We start from the raw sequence: 22551 nt of genomic DNA, 5'->3' as shown, positions 1-22551 counted from the left end.
GTATCCCCTCATTTTTTTGAAAAGCCCCCACCATGACAGCTCTCAAGAACGACACCTTCTTACGCGCACTTCTGCGGCAGCCTACCGATTACACCCCCGTCTGGATGATGCGCCAGGCTGGACGCTATCTGCCGGAATACCGTGCCACGCGCAAGAATGCCGGCAGTTTCCTGAGCTTGTGCAAAAACACCGACTTTGCCACCGAAGTCACCATGCAGCCATTGGATCGCTATCCGCTGGATGCTGCCATCCTGTTTTCCGACATCCTGACAGTCCCCGATGCGATGGGGCTGGGGCTGTATTTTGTCGAAGGCGAAGGCCCGAAGTTTGAACGCCCGGTGCGCGACGCCGCCGCGATTCACAAGCTGCATGTGCCGGATATCGCCACTGATCTCGGTTATGTCACGGATGCGGTCAGCCAGATACGCAAAACGCTGGATGGCCGCGTACCGCTCATCGGCTTTTCCGGCAGCCCCTGGACGCTCGCCACCTATATGGTCGAAGGCCAGGGTGGCACCGACTTCCTCACCATCAAGAAGATGGCCTATGCCGAGCCTGCGCTCTTGCACCATTTGCTGGATATCACCGCGCAAACCGTCACGCTGTACCTCAATGCCCAGATTGAAGCGGGCGCCCAGGCTGTGATGATATTTGACTCGTGGGGTGGCGCGCTCTCGCATAACGCATACCGCGAATTCTCCCTGGCTTACATGGAAAAAATTGTCGCGGGCCTGATCAAGCAACGCGACGGCAGCCCTGTGCCCAGCATTGTATTCACCAAAGGCGGCGCCCTGTGGCTGGAAACGCAAGCGGCCATCGGCGCGGATGCATTGGGATTGGACTGGACGGTGGATATTGGCGAGGCAAGAAAGCGTGTAGGCGGCCAAGTGGCGCTGCAAGGCAATATGGACCCGGCCATCCTGCTCTCGACCCCGGAAGCGATTGAAAAAGAAGTCGCCAGCATACTGGCGAGTTACGGCCATGGTCACGGCCATGTGTTCAACCTCGGCCACGGCATCACGCAGCATACCCCGCCAGAAAATGCGGAAGCCATGATCAAGGCCGTGAAGGCCCTGAGCCCGCAGTACCACGTTTAAATCAAGAAGACGCCCTGGGTTCCTGCTAACGCGGCATTGCCGTGACAAACAAGCGCTAGAACTCCAGGGGGTCTACATCGACCGTCCAGCGCAGCTTGCTGGCTAATGGATGGGCGCGCAATTGCGGTACCAGCTGTCGCAATAATTGCTGAATCTGCAAACGGCTTTCGCCTTGCATCAGCAAGTAAGCCCGCTCCATACCCTTCAATTTTTCCATCTGGGGCCGCACGGGATCATATGTAAGCACATGCTCACTCAGCTGCCTTGCCAATACCAACGCATCATTCAGGAAATCCTGCACTAGTGAATACTGATTGGCCTCAGCACGCAGCAGGGCTAGAAAAGCATAGGGCGGAAATTGCGCGAGCTGCCGTTCCTGCAGCTGTGAATCTGCGTATGCCACATAATCGTGCTTACGCAGAGCATTGAATAGATTGTGCTCGGGGAAGGTGGTCTGTATCAGCACTTCACCTGGTTTGTCAGCCCGACCCGCCCGACCAGAGACCTGCATCAATTGGGCAAAAAGGCGTTCAGCCGCCCGAAAGTCCGGGCTGAATAGCGCACTATCGGTATCTACCACCCCCACCAGCGTCAGATTGGGAAAGTCATGGCCTTTGGCCAGCATCTGAGTGCCCACCAGAATATCAATCTCATCGGCGTGCACCGCCTGCAGGATATCTGCCAGGGCTTCCTTGCGCCGCGTGCTGTCGCGATCCACCCGTTGAATGCGTGCCGTGGGGAACAGGCGCGCCAGGGTTTCTTCCAGACGCTGCGTACCATGGCCGGTAGGGTGCAAATCCGCATTGCCACAGCTTGGGCACTGCCGCACGATCTTCTGCTCATGTCCGCAGTGATGGCATCGCAAGCGGCTCTGCCGCAGATGCACCACCAGCCGGCTGCTACAGCGGGTGCATGAGGCTATCCAGTGGCAGGCATTGCACAACAGCACTGGCGAATAGCCACGCCGATTGATGAACAGCAGGCTTTGCTCCTTGCGCTCCAGGCGTTGGCGCAGCGCTTCGATCAGAGCGGGCGATAACCCATCCTGCAATTCAACGCGATTGGTATCGATGCAACCGATACGGGGCAACTGCGATTTGGCGACAGCCCGGTTTTGCAGCGTCAGCAAGCCATATTTGCCGGTTTGCGTGTTGTGCCAGGTTTCCAGGGATGGCGTTGCCGACCCCAGCACGATGGGCACTTTCGCCCGTTGCGCCCGCACCATGGCCACATCACGGGCATGGTAGCGCATGCTGTCCTGCTGCTTGTAAGAGCCATCGTGCTCTTCATCCACAATCACCAGCCGCAGCTTGGGCAGAGGGGTAAATACAGACAGGCGGGTGCCCACCACGATACGGGCGATGCCAGACTGGGCCAGACGCCAGTTCTGCAAGCGCTCGGCCTCACCGAGGTTGCTATGCAACGCCACCATGGGCAGATGCGGCAAACGGCTGCGAAAGCGCGCTTCCAGCTGCGGGGTCAGATTGATTTCAGGCACCAGCACCAGCGCCTGACCATCATTGTCCGCCAGCATCTGTTGCAGCCACTGCATGTAAACCTCGGTTTTGCCACTGCCGGTGATGCCATGCAGCAGCCATGCCTTGAATCCCTCGCTGGCCTGCATGCGCTGCAGGGCAGCAGTCTGGTCTTCGTTCAATGGCGGCGGCGGTACGGCGGCTGACACCGAAGCCGACAACCCGGCCAGCACCTCATCCGCTTCTACCCAGCCAGACTCCTGCAAGCCCTGCATGGCGCCGCGCCAACTGGCAGAAATCTCCGGCAACGCGCTTTCATGCAGTACGCCATGCTCCCGCAAGGCGGCATATAGCTTGCGCTGGATAAGCTTGCGCCGGGGTAATTGCTCAATATCGGCGGCCAGGCCCACGGCCGACAGGCGAAAAGCATATTGCTTGCGTGACACCGCAGGCTCGGTCTGGCGTAAACGCCCAGGCAAACTGGCCAGCAAAGCTTGTCCCAACGGGTATTGGTAATAATCCGCACAAAAGCGCAACAGGGCAAAGGTATCCGGATCCAGCGGTGGTTCATCAACAAACGCCGTTTCGATCGCCTTCAGTTTGGCAGAAGGCACCTCGCTGACCGCGATCTTGCCCACCACAATGCCAATTTGCCGCCGACGGCCGAAGGGCACTACCACGCGCTGCCCCACGGCGACATCAAGGCCACCGTCCAGGTAATCAAACAGGCTGTCGATAGGCACATCCAGTGCGACTTGCAGGATGCCCATGGGAGGTGGGGTAGGGATCATTGAAACAGATATTGAATCGGGTGGTGAGCGTTGTTGGTCAATGGGTTAGAATAGCGACTTTCGTCATATTGTATAGACTTCACTCTCTTGAAAGCACATCTTACCGAATTACTGACCCAGGCCGCAAAAAGCCTGGGGGTCGATAGCGCAAGTCTTTCGATTCAGCTGGAACGCCCGAAGTCTGCCGACCACGGCGATTTTGCCACCAATCTGGCCATGATGCTGGCCAAACCCCTGCGCCAGAACCCACGTGCTATTGCAGAGAGCCTGATCCAGGCACTGCCTGCCTCTGAGTATGTTGCCAAGGTAGAAATCGCAGGCGCTGGCTTTATCAATTTCTTCCTGAATGGCCAGGCACGCCATGGCGTGATTGCGCAGATACGCGAGCAGGGTGACCGTTTCGGTCACAATAACGCAGGGCAGCAGCGCAAGGTACAAGTGGAGTTTGTCTCCGCCAACCCCACGGGGCCATTGCATGTCGGCCACGGCCGTGGTGCGGCAGTCGGTGACTGTCTGGCGCGGCTGCTGGCAGCCAACGGCTGGGATGTCACGCGCGAATTCTATTACAACGATGCTGGGGCGCAGATCGACAATCTGACCAAGTCCGTCCATGCGCGTGCGCAAGGGCTCACCCCCGAGCACCCGACTTTCCCTGAAGAAGGTTATCGTGGCGAATACATCATCGACATTGCCAAGGCCTACCTGGCAGGTGAAACCGTGGTGGCAGATGACCAGCAGGTAACTGCCAGCGGTGACGTCAATGATCTGGAATCCATACGCCGCTTTGCCGTGGCTTACCTGCGGCATGAGCAGGATCTTGATCTGCAGGCATTCCAGATCAAGTTTGATGTGTTCTCACTTGAATCCAGCCTCTATACCGAAGGCAAGGTGGAAAGCACTGTACAAGCCCTGATCAACAGTGGCCACACCTATGAGCAGGATGACGCGCTCTGGCTCAAGACCACCGACTTTGGCGACGACAAAGACCGCGTCATGCGCAAGCGCGAAGGCGGGTATACCTATTTTGTGCCTGACGTGGCCTACCACGTGGAAAAATGGAAACGTGGTTTTGAGCGCGTGATCAACGAGCAGGGCGCCGATCACCACAGCACCATTACCCGTGTGCGCGCAGGTTTGCAGGCACTCGACATCGGCATTCCGCAAGGCTGGCCAGATTATGTCCTGCACCAGATGGTGACCGTGATGCGCGGTGGCGAAGAGGTCAAACTGTCCAAGCGTGCGGGCAGCTATGTCACTCTGCGCGACCTGATCGAAGAGGTAGGCTGCGATGCCACACGCTATTTCCTGGCTGCGCGTCGTGCTGATTCGCAACTGGTATTCGATATCGATCTGGCACGGGCACAAACCAACGACAACCCGGTGTATTACATCCAGTATGCGCATGCCCGTATCTGCAGCGTGCTGGGGCAATGGGGCGGCGACGAAAGCAGCTTGGTTGGCGCAAACCTTAGCCGCCTGGATGCACCGCACGAGGCAGCGTTGCTGCAGCGTCTGGATGAGTTCAGCGATGTTGTGAAAAATGCGGCAGATGAACTGGCTCCGCACATGGTCGCCAATTACCTGAAAGAGCTGGCAAGCGATCTGCACAGCTATTACAACGCACAGCAATTCCTGGTAGAAGATAGCGCACTCAAGCTCGCCCGTATGGCCTTGATCAGCGCTACGCGCCAGGTATTAAAAAATGGCCTTGATCTTCTGGGCGTGAGCGCTCCGGAAAAAATGTAGGCCATATAGAAAGCAAGCAAGGAGATAATGTGAGCAGAGATTACAAACCCCGCAGCGCCCCATCCAGCAAGAGCGGCAGCAAGTCCAAGGGCAGCCCGTTCTTTTCCGGTCTGCTGGTTGGGCTGGTTCTGGGCGTTGGCCTGTCGGTCGCAGTAGCGATCATGGTCAAAGGCAGTGACAGTCCGTTTGTCAGCCGTGCTACGGAAAAAGCGCCAGAAGAAACCGCCAAGGCAGATACCAGCGCCTTGCCCAAGGCCGAAAAGAATGCCGATACCCCTGAAAAGCCACGCTTTGATTTCTATACCATCCTGCCTGGCAGCGAAACCCAGGTAACGGAACAGGAAATCAAGCAGAAACCGGCGGCACCAGAAGCCACCAAAGTACAGGAAAGCTACTTCCTGCAAGTGGGCGCGTTTCAGACCGAGCAGGAAGCCGACAACATGAAAGCCAAGCTGGCCTTGCTGGGGCTGGAAGCCATCGTGCAAACCGCCACCATCCCTAACAAGGGGGTATGGCACCGCGTGCGTGTTGGCCCGTTTGCCAATGTCGACCAAATAAATAAATCCCGTGAAGAGCTGGTGCAGAACGGATTTAAGGTTGACCTGATCAAAGTGAATAGCAGTACGCCTGGATAAAGCCTGTCAGCCGCAACCAGCTTAATGCGTTAGTCGATTACAACTTACATCAACAAGGATTCGAATCATGAAAAAATTCCTGGCGGCTTTGCTGCTCCTGGTTTCCACCCATGTCATGGCAGCAGACCCGCAAGCCGGCACCGATTACAACCTGACGGTGCAAAGCATCCCCAGCGATAGCAACGGCAAACTCGAAGTTATTGAGTTGTTCTGGTATGGCTGCCCGCACTGCTATCAGATGGAGCCTTCCATCAACGCCTGGGTAAAGAAGCTGCCCGCCGATGTGGTGTTCAAGCGTATCCCTGGTGTGCCACGCCCTGACTGGGCGCCCATGGCCAAAGCCTATTACGCCATGGAATCCCTGGGCGTACTGGAAAAACTGCATAGCCCTTTGTTCGAAGCCATCCACAAACAACATGCTTTCCGTCCTGACGACGAAAAAGCCTTTGTAGACTGGCTGGTCAAGCAAAGCGGCCTGGATCGCAAGAAAGTAGAAGAAGCCTATAACTCCTTCTCCACCAACACCAAAATCATGCGCGCCATCCAGGTATTCCGTGCTTCTGGCGCAACTGGCGTTCCCACGCTGATTGTGGATGGCAAATACATCACTTCCAGCAGCATGGCCGGTGGCAATGACCAGGCTTTGCGCGTGGCTGATTTCCTGATCGCCAAGGCCAAGCAGGAACGCGGCGGCAAGTAATCTAGCCCGTGAGTTCCACGCTTATTTCACAGCCCGCCACGGCTCCCGCCCGGCGGGCTGATACTTTAAACGTCTTCATCACCGGCGCATCCAGCGGTATCGGCATGGCGCTGGCACAGCACTATGCCGGGCTGGGGGCGACACTGGGCCTGGTGGCGCGACGCGCGGAGCCCTTGCTGGCATTCCGCGATCAGTACGCGGGCGCTTGTGAAACCTATGCGGTGGATGTGCGCGATGCTGACGCCTTGGCACAGGCTGCCACTGACTTCATCAGCAAGCATGGTGTACCCGATATCGTCATTGGCAATGCCGGCGTCAGCCGGGGCACGCTCACGGCGATCAAGGAAGACAGCACGGCATTTGCCGCCGTCATGGCGATTAATGTGCAAGGCCTGGTACATACCTTTCAACCGTTTATCAACGCTATGCAGCAGCGTGGTCAAGGCCAGCTGGTGGGCATTGCCAGTGTAGCCGGAATCCGCGGCCTGCCCGGGGCAGGCGCTTACAGCGCCTCCAAAGCGGCCGCAATTGCTTATCTGGAAAGCCTGCGCATCGAAATGCTGCCGCATGGGATTGCCGTGACTACGATTGCACCAGGCTATATCCGCACCCCCATGACCGATATAAACACCTATCCCATGCCGTTTTTGATGGATGTGGATGTGGCCGCCAGCAAATTCGCACAGGCGATTGCCGCCAGAAAGCGCTTTGTGGTGATTCCCTGGCAGATGGGCTGGGTCGCGCGTTTGCTGAGAATATTGCCGTGCTGGCTGTGGGATGGCCTGATGCGCCGCGCCCCGCACAAGGCGCGGATAGACGTGGAATAAATAGTAGCAGTGATGGCCTTAACGCATGCCTAGGGCGTAGTGAGCATCAAGCGATGCCCAGCAACTCAGGCCTGAGTTGCTTTAATTCTTCCAGCAGCATGGGTTTCCCCAGGAAAAACCCTTGCGCCATGGTGCAGCCTTTTTCACGCAAAAAGGCGAGCTGACTGGCACTCTCTACCCCTTCTGCCACCAGCTCCAGATGCAGCGCCTGGGCAATCCGGATAATCGCATTCACCAGCTCGGCCCTGTCTTGCTGCTGCACCACATCCTGCATGAACAAGCGGTCAATCTTGACCTGACGTACCGGGAACTGCCCCAGATAACTGAGTGCTGAATAGCCCGTGCAAAAATCATCAATCGCGATAGTGATGCCCATGGCCTTGAAGGCATTGAGCACCGCCATGACGTCGGGATTTTCTTCCAGCAGCAGACTTTCGCGGATTTCCAGCTTCACCCATGCGGGTAAACAACCGGTTTTCTCCAAGAGGCGGCTCACCGCTGCCAGCAAGTCGTTATAGAGAAACTGTCGTGCAGAAAGATTGATGGCAACGGTGAGTTTATCGTCGCGTAGCCGGTTCAATTCGACAATGGCGTTAAAGGCATTTTCCAGCACCCATTCGCCAATTTCGACAATCAATCCGCTTTCTTCCGCCACCCCTATAAAATCATCAGGCGGCAACAGGCCACGCAGGGGGTGGTTCCAGCGGAGCAAAGCTTCTGCGCCCAATAGCTTGCCAGTGAGGAGATCCATCTGTGGCTGAAAATGCAGGACAAACTCGTTGTTGCGCAATGCCTGCCGCAACGACGTACCAATCGCAATGTATTCCGATGCTTTTGAGCCCAGATCATGACTGTAGAACTGGTAGTTGCTCCGCCCCATGCTCTTGGCGTGATACATCGCCGCGTCTGCACATTTATACAATGCCTCCTGATCCTCCCCATCAAGCGGATAAGTGGCAATGCCAACGCTGGTTGATATAAACAGCTCTTTGCCCTGAATGTGGAAAGGCTGCGCAATCACCTGCACGATTTTATTGGCAATGGTGGCCAGATCGTCTGGCTTGCGTATATCGGGTAACAGAATGGCAAACTCGTCGCCACCCATGCGCGCGACGGTGTCATAGGTGCGGATGGCCATCTGCAGGCGATCCGCCGTGGCGCACAATAACTCATCGCCAACCAGGTGCCCGAGACTGTCGTTGATGCTCTTGAAATGGTCGAGATCGAGCACCATCACGCCGAACTTCTGTTTGCTCCACTGCGCTTCCATCAGCACCTGGCTGATGCGGTCATTGAACAGGGTGCGATTGGGCAGATTGGTCAGTGAATCATAGTAGGCAAGATAGTAGACCCGCTCGCGATAGGCCACCAGTTCGGTAATATCGCGCTCCACCGCCAGAATATGTTGCACCTGCCCCTGTTCATCCAGCTCCGGCACAATGCGGATATGGGAATGCCAGGTTTCTCCTTCAGGGGTAGTGCCGGTCATTTCCATGAATCCCGGCTGACCGGTAGCGACCACATCCAGTATTTTCTGTTCGTATTGAGAAAAAACAGTGCCGCCAGGGTATTCGGAAGGTTTTTTACCGAGAATGGCATCGCGCTCCATGCCCAGTTTTTCCAGTTTGCGATTATTGACGAAGATGCGCCTGGCGTCGCGATCAAATCGGGTAATCGCATCAGGGGTATTATCAATGAGCGTGCGCAGCTCAATTTCGCGATGCACGATCTCCAATTCGTTGAGCTTGGCCTCGGTCACATCACGGGCATAGCCCACAATACCCTTCAGTTCGTCATTCACACGCACTGGCGATTTGTAGATTTCCATCCAGCGTTGGCGACCATGCTGGTCTTTCACCTGGTCCACCGCATGCCATGGCTTGCCGCTTTCGAGCACTACCTGATCACTGGCAATATGCGCTTTGGCAATTTCCTCCGGAAAGAGATCAAAGTCGGTTTTGCCATCCACATCCCGGGTAGACGCGGCTTGTGCCCACTCGGCATAGGCCGTATTGGCTGCCAGCAGGTGACTCTGACGATCTTTCAGCCAGACCATGAAGGGGAAATTATCGATAAGTGCACGCTGATATTCATCGCGCAAGCGCAAGGCATTCTCGGCGGCCCGCCGTTGCGAAATATCCCGCGTAATGCTGAGCACACTGACCACATCGCCATTTGCATCGAACTCCGGGGCTATCTGCAATGACTTGCAGACATACTGCCCGTCATCGGCCACCCACTGCAATTCGATATTGCCGGGCTTGCGTGAGCGCATGATCTCTTGCAGCTGACGTTCGTATTCTGCGGGCGTCATCCATGCTTTGCCCCACACCTCAGTGGGCTTTTTGCCCAGCGCTTGGGTTAAGGGTATGCCATACACCTCTTCATAGGCCTGACTGATAAAAATCCGACGACACTCCCGGTCATAGCGGATAAAAATATCCGGGGCGTGCTCGACCAGATCGCGAAATTTAGCTTCACTCGCCTCCAGTTGGTCCTGCAGGTTCTTGCGTGTTGAAATATCCCTGACCAGCGCGAGGTTGTATGCGGTTCCCGCGTATTCAAAGTAATTGGCATTGATTTCTACCGGCAGGAGTTTGCCTTGCCTGGTAAGGTGCCGGCTTTCGAATGTGAGCGAAATTTCTGCTGTGAGCGCTTGCCAATGATCACGCCAGACCGTTTGGTCCACAGTGGGATCAATGTCAGCGACCCTCATGGCAAGCAAATCCTGCTGACTATACCCCAGGGTGCGACAACATTCCTGATTGACGTAGCGGATCCGGGAGGAAGCATCGATCAGGAATATGGACTCCGTCACCTTATTGAGAGCGAAGCTCAATATGGCGGGAATATCCACCGCGTCCCCTGCATCAGTGTGTATTTCAAGCCTGCTCATGTTTAGTGCGCCACTTGCCCTGATTGTCGTTCTGCTGGCGCTCGCGCTAGCACTCTTTATTGGGCCTATCCCAATGACAAGATATTCCTGCCCTCCATCCAGGCAAACCGCGATTACCGGGGTATATGCATGCCTGATCCCGAAGATGGCGATACAAAGCCTATTCTGCTGGATGAGCCTTGGCAATACATCTGCCAATAATGATCGCGCTATAAACCAAAGTGCATCGTTTAAAGCCGGGCATATCTTATTCAGCAAGCAATCTGCATGCCGATCAGTGTGAGCTGATCTGGGGAAGATGAACTAAAACGTCCTTCATACTGGATCAACGTACGGGCACTATTCCTGAACTGATTGCCCAATGTTGATCCAGCATGCGAGGTGAGACGGAAGCAAGCTCCGTGGTGAGACTATTCCACCGTGACGGATTTGGCCAGGTTTCTGGGTTTATCCACATCGGTGCCTTTAAGCAAGGCAGCGTGATAAGCCAGTAGCTGGACGGGGATAGTGTGAAGAATAGGGGAGAGCACGCCCACATGACGTGGCGTGCGAATAACATGCACGCCTTCACTTTCCGTGAAGTGGCTATCGGCATCGGCAAATACAAACAACTCGCCGCCGCGCGCTTTCACTTCCTGCATATTGGATTTTACTTTTTCCAGCAGCACGTCATTCGGTGCAATAACAACTACCGGCATATCGCGATCTACCAGGGCCAGTGGGCCGTGTTTCAATTCGCCCGCAGGGTAGGCCTCGGCGTGGATATAAGAGATCTCCTTGAGCTTGAGAGCGCCTTCCAGGGCGATGGGGTAATGAATGCCACGACCGAGAAACAGGGCGTGCTGCTTGTTGGCAAAGAACGTGGCCCATTCGCGGATCTGCGGCTCAAGATTAAGCGCGTACTGCACACTGCCCGGCAAATGACGCAAAGCATCCAGATAATCCTGTTCCTGGCCGTCTGCCAGGCGATCATGCTGTTTGGCCAGCGTCACAGCCAAGGTAAACAAGGCCACCAACTGGGTTGTGAATGCCTTGGTGGAGGCGACGCCAATTTCAGCCCCTGCGCGGGTATACAGGATAAGGCGCGATGCGCGTGGGATAGCACTTTCCTGTACATTGCATATTGCCAATGTCCGCGTATGACCCAGGGTTTTGGCATGCTTCAGCGCTTCCATGGTATCCAGCGTTTCCCCTGACTGTGAAATTGTCACGATCAGCTGCTTGGGGTTGGGCACGGATCGGCGATAGCGGTATTCACTGGCGATCTCTACCGAGGTGGGAACCTGTGCAATGCTTTCCAGCCAGTACTTGGCTGTAAGTCCCGCATAATAACTGGTCCCTGCCGCCAGTATCAGTACACTCTCGACCTCAGCGAATACTTCTTCCGCTCCCTCACCAAACAGGGCAGGCGAAAAGCTGGCATCGTCTATCAGTGCCTCTATCGTATCTGTCAGCGCCCGGGGCTGTTCGTGTATCTCTTTTTGCATGAAATGCGAGAAGGGGCCCAGTTCCATGGAAGCCAGGGAAACGTCGCTCATATGAACTTTGCGGTCTACCACCTGCCCGGCGCCATCATAGATAGTCACACCATCCTCACGGATCTCGCCAACATCGCCGTCTTCAAGGTAGATCACACTACGGGTTACCGACAATACAGCCGACACATCGGAAGCTATGAAGTTTTCGCCTTGACCAAGACCAATCAACAATGGGCAACCCTGGCGGGCGCAAATCATCAGCTCTGGTGCGTTGATAGAGATAACGCTGATTGCAAAGGCTCCGGTTAACCCCTTTACCGCAGCCTGTACTGACGATAGTAAAGACTTACCTTGTGCATGGTGGTAATGCACTAGATGGGCAATGACTTCGGTATCCGTCTGCGATTCGAAGAGATAGCCCAATGCGGTCAAGCGCTGCCGTTGCTCATCGTGGTTTTCAATGATGCCATTATGTACAACGGCGATTTCGCCTTTGGATACGTGCGGGTGGGCATTGGATTCAGTAACGCCACCATGTGTAGCCCAACGCGTGTGCCCAATGCCCACAAAGCCGCTCAGCTGTTGCGCATTGGCTTTGTTCTGCATTTCACTCACCCGGCCCACGGCGCGCACACGCTGTATGCCCTGATTCAGCACAGCAATACCCGCTGAATCGTATCCGCGATATTCAAGCCGACTCAAGCCTTCAATCAATATTGGCACTACATTGCGTTTGGCTACTGCACCTACGATACCGCACATGACTTGCTTTCCTTGTGGTGGGTTACTTCTTGATTTTTTCCGGGCGTTTCCAGCCGCTGACCGTGACTTGGCGACCGCGCGCGACTGTGAGCTCGCCCGCTGGGGCGTCTTTGCTGATGGTAGAGCCTGCCCCTATAGTGGCGCCAGCGCCTATGGTGACGGGCGCAATCAGCTGCGAATCCGAGCCGATAAAGGCATTGTCGCCAATCACCGTGCGGAATTTGTTAACACCATCGTAATTGCAGGTAATGGTACCAGCACCGATGTTCACCTGTTTACCTACGGTGGTATCGCCTACATAGCTAAGATGATTGATTTTGCTACCCACATCGACCTGAGCGTTTTTGAGTTCAACAAAATTGCCGACATGCGTTTCGTCCTGCAGAACCGTGCCAGGGCGCAGGCGCGCGTATGGGCCAATCTTGGCTTGCTTGCCGATCTCAGCATCATCAATATGTGTAAAAGCCGCAATTGCGGTGCCAACGCCAATGCTGGCATTGCGGATAACGCAGTATGGACCAATCCGCACGCTATCAGCGAGGTGTACCTCACCCTCAAACACACAACCCACATCGATGCTGACATCACGCCCAACGCTCAGCTTTCCGCGTATATCAATTCGGGCAGGGTCGCTCAGGGTAACCCCTTGCTGCAGCAACTGCGCAGCCTGCTGCTGTTGATAACAGCGCTCAATCGCCGCCAGATCTGACTTACTGTTTATTCCTGTAATTTCTGGCTCATTGGGTGCCAATACACCACCAACAGCGATGCCTTGCTGGCTTGCCATGCCGACTATGTCGGTCAGATAGTATTCGCCTTGGGCATTGTCATTGCCAAGGTTTTTCAGCCATTCCGACAATGCATGATTGTCCACTGCCATGATGCCAGTATTGATTTCATTGATTTGGCGCTGCTCTTCGCTGGCATCCTTGTGTTCAACAATCGCCACTACCTCGTCCTGCGCATTCCGCACGATACGACCGTAACCTGAAGGATTGGCCTTGGCAAAGGTCAGTAAAGTCAGCTTGACTTGATTCTTCAGCAGTTCCTGGCAAGTCTGCACGCTGATCAATGGCACATCGCCCAGCATGATTAAGGTTTTGGCATCTGGGTCAAGGAAAGGCAGAGCCTGCATTACCGCATGGCCCGTGCCCAATTGCTCAGCCTGCTGTACCCAGTGAATGTTTTCATCGCGAAACTGATCAGGCACTGCATCGCCGCCAAATCCATATACCACCAGAATCTTGCTGGGAGAGAGTTGCTTGGCGGTTTCAATTACATGCGCCAGCATCGGTTTGCCAGCGACGGGATGCAGGACTTTAGGCAAGTCACTATGCATGCGGGTGCCTTTACCCGCGGCCAGTATGAGTATATTCAGCATGGTGGAGTGTGATTTCTGATGTTTCAAGTATAAACAAAAAAGGCAGCCAGAGGCTGCCTTTCCGTGAGCTACTCGCGTTGCTCTTTAATGCGACTTCTTGCGCAAACGCTCAATGGCGTGGAGCTGTGCCATGGCTTCTGACAGTTCAGCCTGGGCGCGGGCATAATCGATTTCAGAAGCATTGTTTTTCATTGCTTCTTCTGCTGCTGCCTTGGCTTCAGCGGCCTTGGCTTCGTCCAGATCATGACCACGAATCGCAGTGTCAGCAAGGACAGTAATAATGCCAGGCTGCACTTCCAGCATGCCGCCAGAAATATAAATCGCCTGCTCTTCAGCCTCGTTTGCCACCTTGACGCGCAACACGCCAGGCTTGATCGTCGTAATCAGCGGAGTGTGGTTGGGGTAAATACCAACCTCACCCAGCTTCGCAGGAGCCACCACGAATTCGGCTTCACCCGAAAAAATGGAAGCTTCTGCGCTGACGACGTCTAGATGTATTGTGGATGCCATATTTAAGTTTCCTTAAGACTAGCTTAGTTTAAGGTTTTTGCCTTTTCTACGGCTTCTTCAATCGCGCCTACCATGTAGAACGCTTGTTCTGGCAGGTGATCGTACTCACCATCCACAATCGCCTTGAAGCCCTTGATAGTGTCCTTCAGCGTTACGTATTTGCCTGGAGAACCAGTAAACACTTCAGCTACGTGGAAAGGCTGAGACAGGAAGCGCTGAATCTTACGTGCACGAGCCACTGCCAGCTTGTCTTCAGGAGACAGTTCATCCATGCCCAGAATCGCGATAATGTCACGCAGTTCCTTGTAGCGCTGCAGGGTTGATTGCACAGCACGTGCCACGTTGTAGTGCTCTTCGCCCACGATCAATGGATCGAGCTGACGTGAGGTGGAATCCAGTGGATCAACAGCAGGGTAGATACCCAGCGCTGCAATATCACGGGACAACACAACGGTGGAGTCCAAGTGCAAGAAGGTGGTAGCTGGGGATGGGTCAGTCAAGTCATCCGCAGGTACGTAAACGGCCTGGATCGAGGTAATGGAACCCACCTTGGTGGAGGTAATACGCTCTTGCAGGCGACCCATTTCTTCAGCCAGGGTAGGTTGGTAACCCACTGCAGAAGGCATACGACCCAGCAACGCGGATACTTCGGTACCAGCCAGGGTATAACGGTAAATGTTGTCAACGAAGAACAGAATGTCACGGCCTTCGTCACGGAAACGCTCTGCCATGGTCAGACCAGTCAGCGCTACACGCAGACGGTTGCCTGGTGGTTCGTTCATCTGACCGAACACCATGCCTACCTTGTCCAGAACGTTGGAATCCTTCATTTCGTGGTAGAAGTCGTTACCTTCACGGGTACGCTCACCTACACCGGCAAACACCGACAGACCGGCGTGCTGCTTGGCGATGTTGTTGATCAGTTCCATCATGTTCACGGTCTTGCCTACACCGGCGCCACCGAACAGACCCACTTTACCGCCCTTGGCAAACGGACATACCAGGTCAATCACCTTGATACCGGTTTCCAGCAAGTCAACGGAAGGGGAGAGCTCTTCAAACGAAGGAGCCTTCTGGTGGATGGAACGACGCTCATCACACTCAATAGGACCGGCTTCATCAATAGGGCGGCCCAGAACGTCCATGATACGACCGAGGGTGCCGTGACCAACGGGAACCTGAATCTGGTTGCCGGTGCTCTTCACCTTCATGCCGCGGGACAGACCATCGCTGGAACCCATGGCAATGGTACGAACCACACCATCACCCAGTTGTTGCTGAACTTCCAGCGTCAGACCAGCTTCTGCTGTGGAGTTCTCTTCATCTAAAACAAGTGCCTCATATACCTTAGGCATCTGGTCGCGTGGGAATTCAACGTCAACCACCGCACCAATACACTGAACAACTTTACCTTGACTCATCTTGGTATCCTCAATCTTTATCTTAATTCGTTACACCGCTGCTGCCTTAAACGGCAGCCGCACCACCGACAATTTCTGAAATTTCTTTGGTAATCGCAGCTTGGCGGGCCTTGTTGTAAACCAGTTTCAGCTCGCCGATGACGTTCTTGGCGTTGTCGGATGCGGCCTTCATCGCTACCATCCGGGCGCTTTGCTCGGATGCCATGTTTTCGGTAACAGCGTGATATACCAGCGACTCGATGTAACGCGTCAGCAACTCATCAATGACTTCACGTGCTTCAGGCTCGTAGATATAGTCCCAGTGGCCTTGTGCGGTGCCCATCTGCTCACCGTTCAATGGCAGCAACTGCTCCATGACCGGCTCCTGTTTCATCGTATTGATGAAACGCGTAAAGCAGATGTGCAACTGGTCGATTTCACCAGCCACATAGGCGTCCAGCATGACCTTGATCGTACCGATCAGCTTTTCCAGGTGAGGAACATCACCCAAGCCAGTGATATGCGATTTAACGTTGGCCCCAACACGGTTCATGAAACCGAACCCTTTGTTGCCAATCGCGCTTACCGCAATACCCTTGCCAGCCGATTCCCATGCTTTCATCTGATTCAGCGACAAGCGCAGTACGTTGGTATTCAAACCACCGCACAAGCCCTTGTCGGAGCTGACCACAATCAGCCCCACATTCTTGACTTCAGCGCGCTGAATCAGGAAAGGGTGCTTGTACTCAGAGTTTGCATGAGAAAGGTGAGCCGCCACATTGCGGATCTTTTCAGCGTAAGGACGACCAGCCCGCATCCGCTCCTGCGCTTTGCGCATTTTGGATGCGGCGACCATTTCCATCGCCTTGGTGATCTTGCGTGTATTTTCAACACTCTTGATCTTGGTACGAATTTCTTTGCTACCGGCCATTGTCTCGTCTGCCTGTCTCGTGAATACTTAAATCGCCAAAGGCTTAGTAAGCATTCGTTGCTTTGAAGTCTTTAATTGCGGCTTCCACAGCCTTCTCGTCGTCACCGCCAAGATCCTGGGTAGTTTCAATCTTATCCAGCAGGTTCTTGTACTTGGACTTCAGGAAAGCATGCAAGGCGGATTCGAATGCCAGTGCACGGGCAACCGGCACGTCATCGAAGTATCCCTTGTTGGCTGCCAGCAAGGTTACGGCCATGTCAGAGATGTTGAGCGGGGCGTATTGAGCCTGCTTCATCAACTCGGTCACCAGGCGACCACGCTCCAGCTGCTTGCGAGTGGTTTCATCCAGATCGGAAGCAAACTGCGCAAACGCTGCCAGTTCACGGTATTGAGCCAGTGCCAGACGAATACCACCGCCCAGCTTCTTGATAACTTTGGTCTGGGCTGCACCACCTACGCGGGATACCGAAATACCAGCGTTGATCGCAGGACGGATACCAGCGTTGAACAGATCAGTTTCCAGGAAGATCTGACCATCGGTAATCGAAATTACGTTGGTAGGAACGAACGCGGAAACGTCACCAGCTGCGGTTTCAATGATAGGCAGAGCGGTCAGGGAACCTGTTTTTCCCTTGACTTCACCGTTGGTGAACTTCTCTACGTAATCTTCGTTCACGCGAGCTGCACGCTCAAGCAGACGGGAGTGGATGTAGAACACATCACCTGGATAAGCTTCACGGCCTGGTGGACGACGCAGCAACAGGGAAATCTGACGATAGGCCCAAGCTTGCTTGGTCAAGTCATCATACACAATCAGTGCATCCTGACCGCGGTCACGGAAGTATTCACCCATGGTGCAACCAGCGTATGGTGCCAGGAATTGCAGGGCGGCAGAGTCAGAAGCAGAAGCGGCTACAACAATGGTGTATTCCATTGCGCCGTGCTCTTCCAGCTTGCGTACCACGTTGGCGATAGTGGAAGCCTTTTGGCCGATCGCAACGTAGATACAGGTCATGTTCTGACCCTTTTGATTGATGATGGCATCAACGGCAACAGCGGTCTTGCCTGTCTGACGATCGCCAATGATCAGCTCGCGCTGACCACGGCCAACTGGCACCATGGAGTCGATAGACTTCAGACCGGTTTGTACGGGTTGCGAAACCGACTTACGGGCAATAACGCCAGGAGCAACCTTTTCAATCTTGTCTGTCAGCTTGGCATTGATAGGACCCTTGCCATCGATAGGCTGGCCCAATGCATTCACCACGCGACCAACCAGTTCAGGACCTACTGGCACTTCCAGAATGCGACCTGTACATTTGCAGATGTCGCCTTCGGTAATCTTTTCGTAGTCACCCAGAACCACGGCACCCACAGAATCACGCTCCAGGTTCAAAGCCAGACCGTACGTGTTGCCAGGGAATTCGATCATTTCACCGGCCATCACATTGGAAAGGCCATGAATACGAACGATACCATCAGTCACCGAGATAACCGTACCTTGAGTACGCGCTTCGGCACTGGTGGAGAAATTCTCTAACCTGCTCTTAATCAGCTCACTGATTTCTGATGTAGATAACTGCATAATTCTCTCCTAACCTTTCAGCGTGTAGGCCAACTGTTGTAATTGGCCACGTACGGATGCGTCTATTACCGTATCGCCGACTACAATCTTGATGCCGCCTAATAATTCCGGATCCACTTTAACGCTTGCTTCGACCTTCTTACCAAACTTGGCTTCCAGACGCTTCACCACGCCGGCAATATCGGCGTCGCTAGGTTGGGATGCGGCGGTAATTTCAGCTTCAAGCACGCCTTCATCTTGCGCTTTCAGTTCATCAAACGCAGCGGCGATGTCTGGCATGACAGCCAGGCGACGATATTCCACCAGCAGCTTGATCAGGTTAGTTACCTGGTCATCAATTTTGCCGCCGGCCACGGTCAGTACAGCCTTTTCAATATCAGCTGCATTGACCTTCGGATCATCGATATAAGCCTTCATCTGCTCATTCGCTACGACTTGCGCAACGAAATTCAGCATGTCAGACCAATTCGCGAGTGCGTTCTTTTCCTTTGCCAAGCGGAAAGCCGCTACGGCATAAGGTCTTGCAATGGTTATCGCTTCAGCCATGATCTTCCTACAGCTCGTTAGCGATGGTGTTCAGCATGTCTGCGTGAACCTTGGCATCGATTTCCTTGCGCAGGATTTTTTCCGCACCGGCAACAGCTAATGCTGAAACCTGAGCGCGTAAACCTTCCTTCGCACGGTTAACTTCCTGATCGATTTCTGCCTTGGCACCAGCAAGGATGCGATCACCCTCAGCTTTAGCGTTGTTTTTCGCTTCTTCGATGATGTCAGTTGCACGCTTTTCAGCCTGCGCGATGATCGAAGATGCCTTCAGCTTTGCCTCTTCAACAGCAGCTGTCGAACGCTGCGTTGCGGCTTCAAGCTCTTGTTTACCACGTTCACCTGCAGCCAGACCATCCGCGATGGTCTTTTGACGCGTCTCAATAGCCTTCAAAAGAGGAGGCCAGACAAACTTCACTGTGAACCAGATCAGAATGGCAAAGGAGACGGCCTGCGCAAATAGTGTCAGGTTGATGTTCATATTTGCTCCCGAGCTGTTAGTTCAATCCGCTTATTAACTATCAAACGTTATTGAGCAACAACGGCAAGGAGTGGGTTTGCGAAAGCAAACATCATAGCCAGACCAACACCGATAATGAAAGAAGCGTCGATCAGACCCAGCAGCAGGAACACTTTACCTTGCAAAGCTGGAATCATTTCTGGCTGGCGAGCTGCACCTTCCAGGAAGCTAGCACACATGATACCGATACCTACGCAAGCGCCAGCTGCGCCAAGACCAATGATCAGACCGATACCAACACCGGTGTATGCTTGAATCATGGCTAAAAGTTGCAAGTTCTCCATTTAATTTCCTTTCGGCTTTCGAGAGTTGTAGTTGATTAAAACGTTTAAAGACTTAGTGACTTTCATGCGCCATCGAAATGTAGACAACGGTCAGCATCATGAAGATAAATGCCTGCAGCACAACGATCAGAATGTGAAAGATCGCCCAGCCAGCGCCCAGCAATGCACCAAAGAAGGTACCTGCCAAGCCCGTTGCCGCCCACATACCCAGCAGCAAGAAAATGATTTCACCCGCGTACATGTTACCGAACAGACGCAGTGAGTGAGAAAGAGGTTTGGAAATGTATTCGATGAGGTTGAACGCCAGATTGGCTGGCCAGATCAGAGGGTTGGTACCAAAGGGGGAACAGAAGAGTTCGTGTATCCAGCCACCCAGGCCTTTGACTTTGATACTGAAGAAAATCATCAGCACCCAGACCGACAACGCGAGCGCAAATGTTGCATTGATGTCGGAAGTAGGGACGCTACGCCAGTGCTCAAGGCCGATTACATGATAAAACTTGGCCATGATGTCGACAGGCAGGAAGTCCATGGCATTCATGAACAGGACCCATACAAACACCGTCAGTGCCAGCGGCGCCAGAAATACATGACGGTTGCCGTGGAAAATACTTTTGACCTGATCATCAACGAACTCGACTGCAAGCTCAACAAATGCCTGACGCTTGCTAGGTACGCCAGAAGTAGCGCCACGCACTACCCACCAAAGGAAGCCAAACACGACCACACCCAGGATGGCTGACATGATCAGGGTATCGTAATGCAATACCCAGAAGCTGCCGTCGCCTACGGACTTGGCATTGAATGACAGATGGTGACCGATATATTCTGATGGGGTAAGTTTTTCTGCAGCCATTGCGTCAACCTAAAGGTTATTCTTTTCGTTTAAAGTAAAAATTGCTGCTCCCGACATGATCGCCGCTGAGCCCAGACCAAAAATCAAGGCCAACGGTATCAAATTCCGGTAGAGCGTGAATACAAGCAACAGTGCGATGGCAATCACCGCGATTTTGATGACTTCTGCCACCAGTAAATTAGCCAATGCGGAACCTGCCGTATTTTTAGCAGTGCTGGATTGCAGTTTTTTTGCAGCAGCCAAACTACCCAATATGGCGGCGCCACCACCTGCCAACGCCGAAAGGGCACCATGCAAACCGATGAGCAAGTAAGCCACCAGTGCAACCAGGGCAGTCGCCACTACCTGCCTTTTTATCATCTGACTGAGCACTGCATCCATACGACGTAACCCTGCATTAGCATCTTATGTGCCAGACACGCTGCGCCTGACCATAAAAACCCAAGATTTTCTTGTTTAATCAGCTGCAAGTCAAGCTAAATTACGACTAGCCTGCTTTCAGACGTTTTAGAAAATCATCCAGCTGATCCAGATTGGCGTAATGGATTTTCACAAATCCGGCACCTTTTTTGCTCGCTTTGATTTCAACCTGTGCACCAAGGGATTGCGAAACCTCCTCCTGCAAGGCAAGCACATCACGATCAACCGTTTTTTCAGGCTTGGCTTTTGGCTCACTGAGCATCTGCTTTACCAGGCGCTCAGCCTCACGCACCGACAGGCTTTTCTGGGCAATATGCTCAGCCACTGTAATTTGTTTCACCTCGGGCAAGGTGAGGAGGGCACGCGCATGCCCCATATCCAGCTTGCCTATCATCAGCATCTCCTGCACATTGCCATGCAGGTTTTGCAGCCGCAAAAGATTGGTAACAGCGCTACGCGACCGGCCAACCGCCTGAGCGGCAGCCTCATGTGTCATGCTGAACTCTTCAATCAGGCGCTTGATGCCATTGGATTCTTCAAGAGGATTCAGGTCTTCGCGCTGAATATTCTCGATCAGCGCCATTGCCAGCGCGGCTTCATCCGCAATTTCCCGCACCAGCACAGGAACCTCTTCCAGACCAGCCAACTGGGCAGCGCGCCAACGACGCTCACCGGCAATAATTTCGTAATGCTCATCGCTCAACAAACGCACGACGATAGGCTGCATGATGCCTTGCGCCTTAATCGAGTCAGCCAAACTGGAGAGTGACTCCTGATCCATATGTGTCCGCGGCTGATATTTGCCGGGCTGCAGTTGCCCGACCTTGAGGGAACGCAAGGTATCGGCATCGCGTACCGTTTCCATATCGCCTGACAATAATGCATCCAGGCCGCGCCCCAGACCTTTGTGTTTTACCATGGGAATTCCTTAACTTACAGCCGGACTGGCAGTCGGCTTACGATTGATGATTTCACCTGCAAGAGCGAGGTAGGCTTTTGCCCCTTTGGAGGCTTTGTCATAGAACAGCACAGGAACGCCGTAGCTAGGAGCTTCAGCCAGCCTGACATTACGCGGGATCACGGTTCTGTAGACTTTGTCGCCAAAATGCTTGGCGAGCTCGGCAGATACCTGCTGGGCCAGCATATTGCGGTTATCGAACAAGGTACGCAACAAACCTTCGATTTCCAATGTTGGATTTAGATAAGCCCGTACTTTTTTGATGGTGTTAACCAGATCCGACAAACCTTCGAGCGCGTAGTACTCACACTGCATGGGGATCATGACGGCATGCGCTGCTGTCAGTGCATTCACGGTGGTCAAACTCAGGGAAGGAGGGCAGTCAATCAACACATAGTCGTATTCGCCATCCAGCAATGTCAGCGCATTTTTGAGACGTACCTCGCGGGCGATTTCGCTTACCAGCTCGACTTCGGCACCTGCCAGATCGCGATTGGCCGGGGCGACATCAAATCCGCCCTTTTCCGAGCGCTGGATAACCTCTTTCAGGGATTTCTGCCCGATCAGCACGTGGTATACCGTATTTTTAACAGCGGACTTATCGATACCACTACCCGTCGTCGCATTTCCCTGAGGGTCCAAATCGATCAACAGCACACGACGCTTGGTCGCCGCCAAGCTGGCTGCCAGGTTAACGGAAGTCGTGGTTTTCCCCACGCCACCCTTTTGATTCGTTATCGCTAAAATCCGCATTAT

The 22551-nt window shown here is 53.9% G+C and carries 20 protein-coding genes; 5 read left to right on the top strand and 15 right to left on the bottom strand.

Annotated elements, in window-relative coordinates; translation table 11 throughout:
• The first annotated feature begins 32 nt into the window (after positions 1 to 32).
• Positions 33 to 1097, top strand: a complete 1065-nt coding sequence (gene hemE / locus FNL37_RS00465) for a uroporphyrinogen decarboxylase (RefSeq protein ID WP_159354775.1) — start codon at positions 33 to 35, stop codon at positions 1095 to 1097.
• Positions 1098 to 1152: 55 nt separating this feature from the next.
• On the opposite strand, the gene FNL37_RS00460 is transcribed toward hemE, so the two are convergent.
• The gene (locus FNL37_RS00460; RefSeq protein WP_159354774.1) at positions 1153 to 3363 is read right to left on the bottom strand and encodes a primosomal protein N'; all 2211 of its coding nucleotides are present in this window, start codon (positions 3361 to 3363) and stop codon (positions 1153 to 1155) included.
• 87 nt (positions 3364 to 3450) lie between these two features.
• Between FNL37_RS00460 and argS the strand changes: the two genes are divergently transcribed.
• The 4 genes from argS (at position 3451) to FNL37_RS00440 (ending at position 7271) form a co-directional block, all read left to right on the top strand.
• A complete protein-coding gene (gene argS / locus FNL37_RS00455; RefSeq protein WP_159354773.1) occupies positions 3451 to 5109 on the top strand; it encodes an arginine--tRNA ligase in 1659 nt (552 codons plus the stop codon).
• A 29-nt stretch (positions 5110 to 5138) separates the two neighbouring features.
• A complete protein-coding gene (locus FNL37_RS00450; protein ID WP_159354772.1) occupies positions 5139 to 5744 on the top strand; it encodes an SPOR domain-containing protein in 606 nt (201 codons plus the stop codon).
• A gap of 67 nt (positions 5745 to 5811) precedes the next feature.
• Positions 5812 to 6444: a thiol:disulfide interchange protein DsbA/DsbL gene (locus FNL37_RS00445; protein ID WP_159354771.1), complete on the top strand. Its 633-nt coding sequence runs from the start codon at positions 5812 to 5814 to the stop codon at positions 6442 to 6444.
• Positions 6445 to 6452: 8 nt separating this feature from the next.
• Positions 6453 to 7271: an SDR family oxidoreductase gene (locus FNL37_RS00440; protein WP_159354770.1), complete on the top strand. Its 819-nt coding sequence runs from the start codon at positions 6453 to 6455 to the stop codon at positions 7269 to 7271.
• Positions 7272 to 7317: 46 nt separating this feature from the next.
• Here FNL37_RS00440 and FNL37_RS00435 read toward each other — a convergent pair whose 3' ends face one another.
• From FNL37_RS00435 to FNL37_RS00370, 14 genes are all read right to left on the bottom strand, one after another.
• Positions 7318 to 10167: a bifunctional diguanylate cyclase/phosphodiesterase gene (locus FNL37_RS00435; protein WP_159354769.1), complete on the bottom strand. Its 2850-nt coding sequence runs from the start codon at positions 10165 to 10167 to the stop codon at positions 7318 to 7320.
• A 410-nt stretch (positions 10168 to 10577) separates the two neighbouring features.
• On the bottom strand, positions 10578 to 12407 hold the full coding sequence (glmS, locus tag FNL37_RS00430) for a glutamine--fructose-6-phosphate transaminase (isomerizing) (protein WP_159354768.1): 1830 nt from the start codon (positions 12405 to 12407) through the stop codon (positions 10578 to 10580).
• Positions 12408 to 12429: 22 nt separating this feature from the next.
• Positions 12430 to 13788: a bifunctional UDP-N-acetylglucosamine diphosphorylase/glucosamine-1-phosphate N-acetyltransferase GlmU gene (glmU, locus tag FNL37_RS00425; protein WP_159354767.1), complete on the bottom strand. Its 1359-nt coding sequence runs from the start codon at positions 13786 to 13788 to the stop codon at positions 12430 to 12432.
• Between the two features lie 84 nt (positions 13789 to 13872).
• Positions 13873 to 14298, bottom strand: a complete 426-nt coding sequence (locus FNL37_RS00420; protein WP_013443516.1) for a F0F1 ATP synthase subunit epsilon — start codon at positions 14296 to 14298, stop codon at positions 13873 to 13875.
• A 23-nt stretch (positions 14299 to 14321) separates the two neighbouring features.
• Positions 14322 to 15719: a F0F1 ATP synthase subunit beta gene (gene atpD / locus FNL37_RS00415; RefSeq protein WP_013443517.1), complete on the bottom strand. Its 1398-nt coding sequence runs from the start codon at positions 15717 to 15719 to the stop codon at positions 14322 to 14324.
• Between the two features lie 46 nt (positions 15720 to 15765).
• Positions 15766 to 16629 (bottom strand): F0F1 ATP synthase subunit gamma, encoded by an 864-nt coding sequence (atpG, locus tag FNL37_RS00410; protein ID WP_013443518.1) that lies wholly within the window; start codon positions 16627 to 16629, stop codon positions 15766 to 15768.
• 43 nt (positions 16630 to 16672) lie between these two features.
• Positions 16673 to 18214, bottom strand: a complete 1542-nt coding sequence (gene atpA / locus FNL37_RS00405; RefSeq protein WP_013443519.1) for a F0F1 ATP synthase subunit alpha — start codon at positions 18212 to 18214, stop codon at positions 16673 to 16675.
• Between the two features lie 9 nt (positions 18215 to 18223).
• Complete coding sequence (locus FNL37_RS00400) at positions 18224 to 18760, bottom strand: F0F1 ATP synthase subunit delta (RefSeq protein WP_159354766.1); 537 nt, start codon at positions 18758 to 18760, stop codon at positions 18224 to 18226.
• Between the two features lie 7 nt (positions 18761 to 18767).
• Positions 18768 to 19238 (bottom strand): F0F1 ATP synthase subunit B, encoded by a 471-nt coding sequence (locus tag FNL37_RS00395; protein ID WP_013443521.1) that lies wholly within the window; start codon positions 19236 to 19238, stop codon positions 18768 to 18770.
• 47 nt (positions 19239 to 19285) lie between these two features.
• Positions 19286 to 19561: a F0F1 ATP synthase subunit C gene (gene atpE / locus FNL37_RS00390; protein WP_015831243.1), complete on the bottom strand. Its 276-nt coding sequence runs from the start codon at positions 19559 to 19561 to the stop codon at positions 19286 to 19288.
• A 52-nt stretch (positions 19562 to 19613) separates the two neighbouring features.
• Entirely contained in the window at positions 19614 to 20417 is an 804-nt protein-coding gene (gene atpB, locus FNL37_RS00385; RefSeq protein WP_015831244.1) for a F0F1 ATP synthase subunit A, read from the bottom strand.
• 9 nt (positions 20418 to 20426) lie between these two features.
• On the bottom strand, positions 20427 to 20798 hold the full coding sequence (locus FNL37_RS00380) for an ATP synthase subunit I (RefSeq protein WP_159354765.1): 372 nt from the start codon (positions 20796 to 20798) through the stop codon (positions 20427 to 20429).
• Between the two features lie 106 nt (positions 20799 to 20904).
• On the bottom strand, positions 20905 to 21756 hold the full coding sequence (locus tag FNL37_RS00375; RefSeq protein WP_013443525.1) for a ParB/RepB/Spo0J family partition protein: 852 nt from the start codon (positions 21754 to 21756) through the stop codon (positions 20905 to 20907).
• A gap of 9 nt (positions 21757 to 21765) precedes the next feature.
• The gene (locus tag FNL37_RS00370) at positions 21766 to 22548 is read right to left on the bottom strand and encodes a ParA family protein (RefSeq protein ID WP_159354764.1); all 783 of its coding nucleotides are present in this window, start codon (positions 22546 to 22548) and stop codon (positions 21766 to 21768) included.
• Positions 22549 to 22551 lie beyond the last annotated feature (3 nt).

Origin of the sequence: Methylovorus glucosotrophus, from assembly GCF_009858335.1 — a bacterium.
GTDB classification, from domain to species: domain Bacteria; phylum Pseudomonadota; class Gammaproteobacteria; order Burkholderiales; family Methylophilaceae; genus Methylovorus; species Methylovorus glucosotrophus.
The sequence above is the reverse complement of the archived record's forward strand: the minus strand, read 5'-3'. Positions and strand labels throughout refer to the sequence as shown.

Bases quoted from the DNA above. Each gene is read 5' to 3' on its own strand.
- hemE (WP_159354775.1), top strand. From the start codon at position 33: ATGACAGCTCTCAAGAACGACACCTTCTTACGCGCACTTCTGCGGCAG.
- FNL37_RS00460 (WP_159354774.1), bottom strand. From the start codon at position 3,363: ATGATCCCTACCCCACCTCCCATGGGCATCCTGCAAGTCGCACTGGAT.
- FNL37_RS00445 (WP_159354771.1), top strand. From the start codon at position 5,812: ATGAAAAAATTCCTGGCGGCTTTGCTGCTCCTGGTTTCCACCCATGTC.
- FNL37_RS00435 (WP_159354769.1), bottom strand. From the start codon at position 10,167: ATGAGCAGGCTTGAAATACACACTGATGCAGGGGACGCGGTGGATATT.
- glmS (WP_159354768.1), bottom strand. From the start codon at position 12,407: ATGTGCGGTATCGTAGGTGCAGTAGCCAAACGCAATGTAGTGCCAATA.
- glmU (WP_159354767.1), bottom strand. From the start codon at position 13,788: ATGCTGAATATACTCATACTGGCCGCGGGTAAAGGCACCCGCATGCAT.
- FNL37_RS00420 (WP_013443516.1), bottom strand. From the start codon at position 14,298: ATGGCATCCACAATACATCTAGACGTCGTCAGCGCAGAAGCTTCCATT.
- atpD (WP_013443517.1), bottom strand. From the start codon at position 15,719: ATGAGTCAAGGTAAAGTTGTTCAGTGTATTGGTGCGGTGGTTGACGTT.
- atpG (WP_013443518.1), bottom strand. From the start codon at position 16,629: ATGGCCGGTAGCAAAGAAATTCGTACCAAGATCAAGAGTGTTGAAAAT.
- atpA (WP_013443519.1), bottom strand. From the start codon at position 18,214: ATGCAGTTATCTACATCAGAAATCAGTGAGCTGATTAAGAGCAGGTTA.
- FNL37_RS00400 (WP_159354766.1), bottom strand. From the start codon at position 18,760: ATGGCTGAAGCGATAACCATTGCAAGACCTTATGCCGTAGCGGCTTTC.
- FNL37_RS00395 (WP_013443521.1), bottom strand. From the start codon at position 19,238: ATGAACATCAACCTGACACTATTTGCGCAGGCCGTCTCCTTTGCCATT.
- atpE (WP_015831243.1), bottom strand. From the start codon at position 19,561: ATGGAGAACTTGCAACTTTTAGCCATGATTCAAGCATACACCGGTGTT.
- atpB (WP_015831244.1), bottom strand. From the start codon at position 20,417: ATGGCTGCAGAAAAACTTACCCCATCAGAATATATCGGTCACCATCTG.
- FNL37_RS00380 (WP_159354765.1), bottom strand. From the start codon at position 20,798: ATGGATGCAGTGCTCAGTCAGATGATAAAAAGGCAGGTAGTGGCGACT.
- FNL37_RS00375 (WP_013443525.1), bottom strand. From the start codon at position 21,756: ATGGTAAAACACAAAGGTCTGGGGCGCGGCCTGGATGCATTATTGTCA.
- FNL37_RS00370 (WP_159354764.1), bottom strand. From the start codon at position 22,548: ATGCGGATTTTAGCGATAACGAATCAAAAGGGTGGCGTGGGGAAAACC.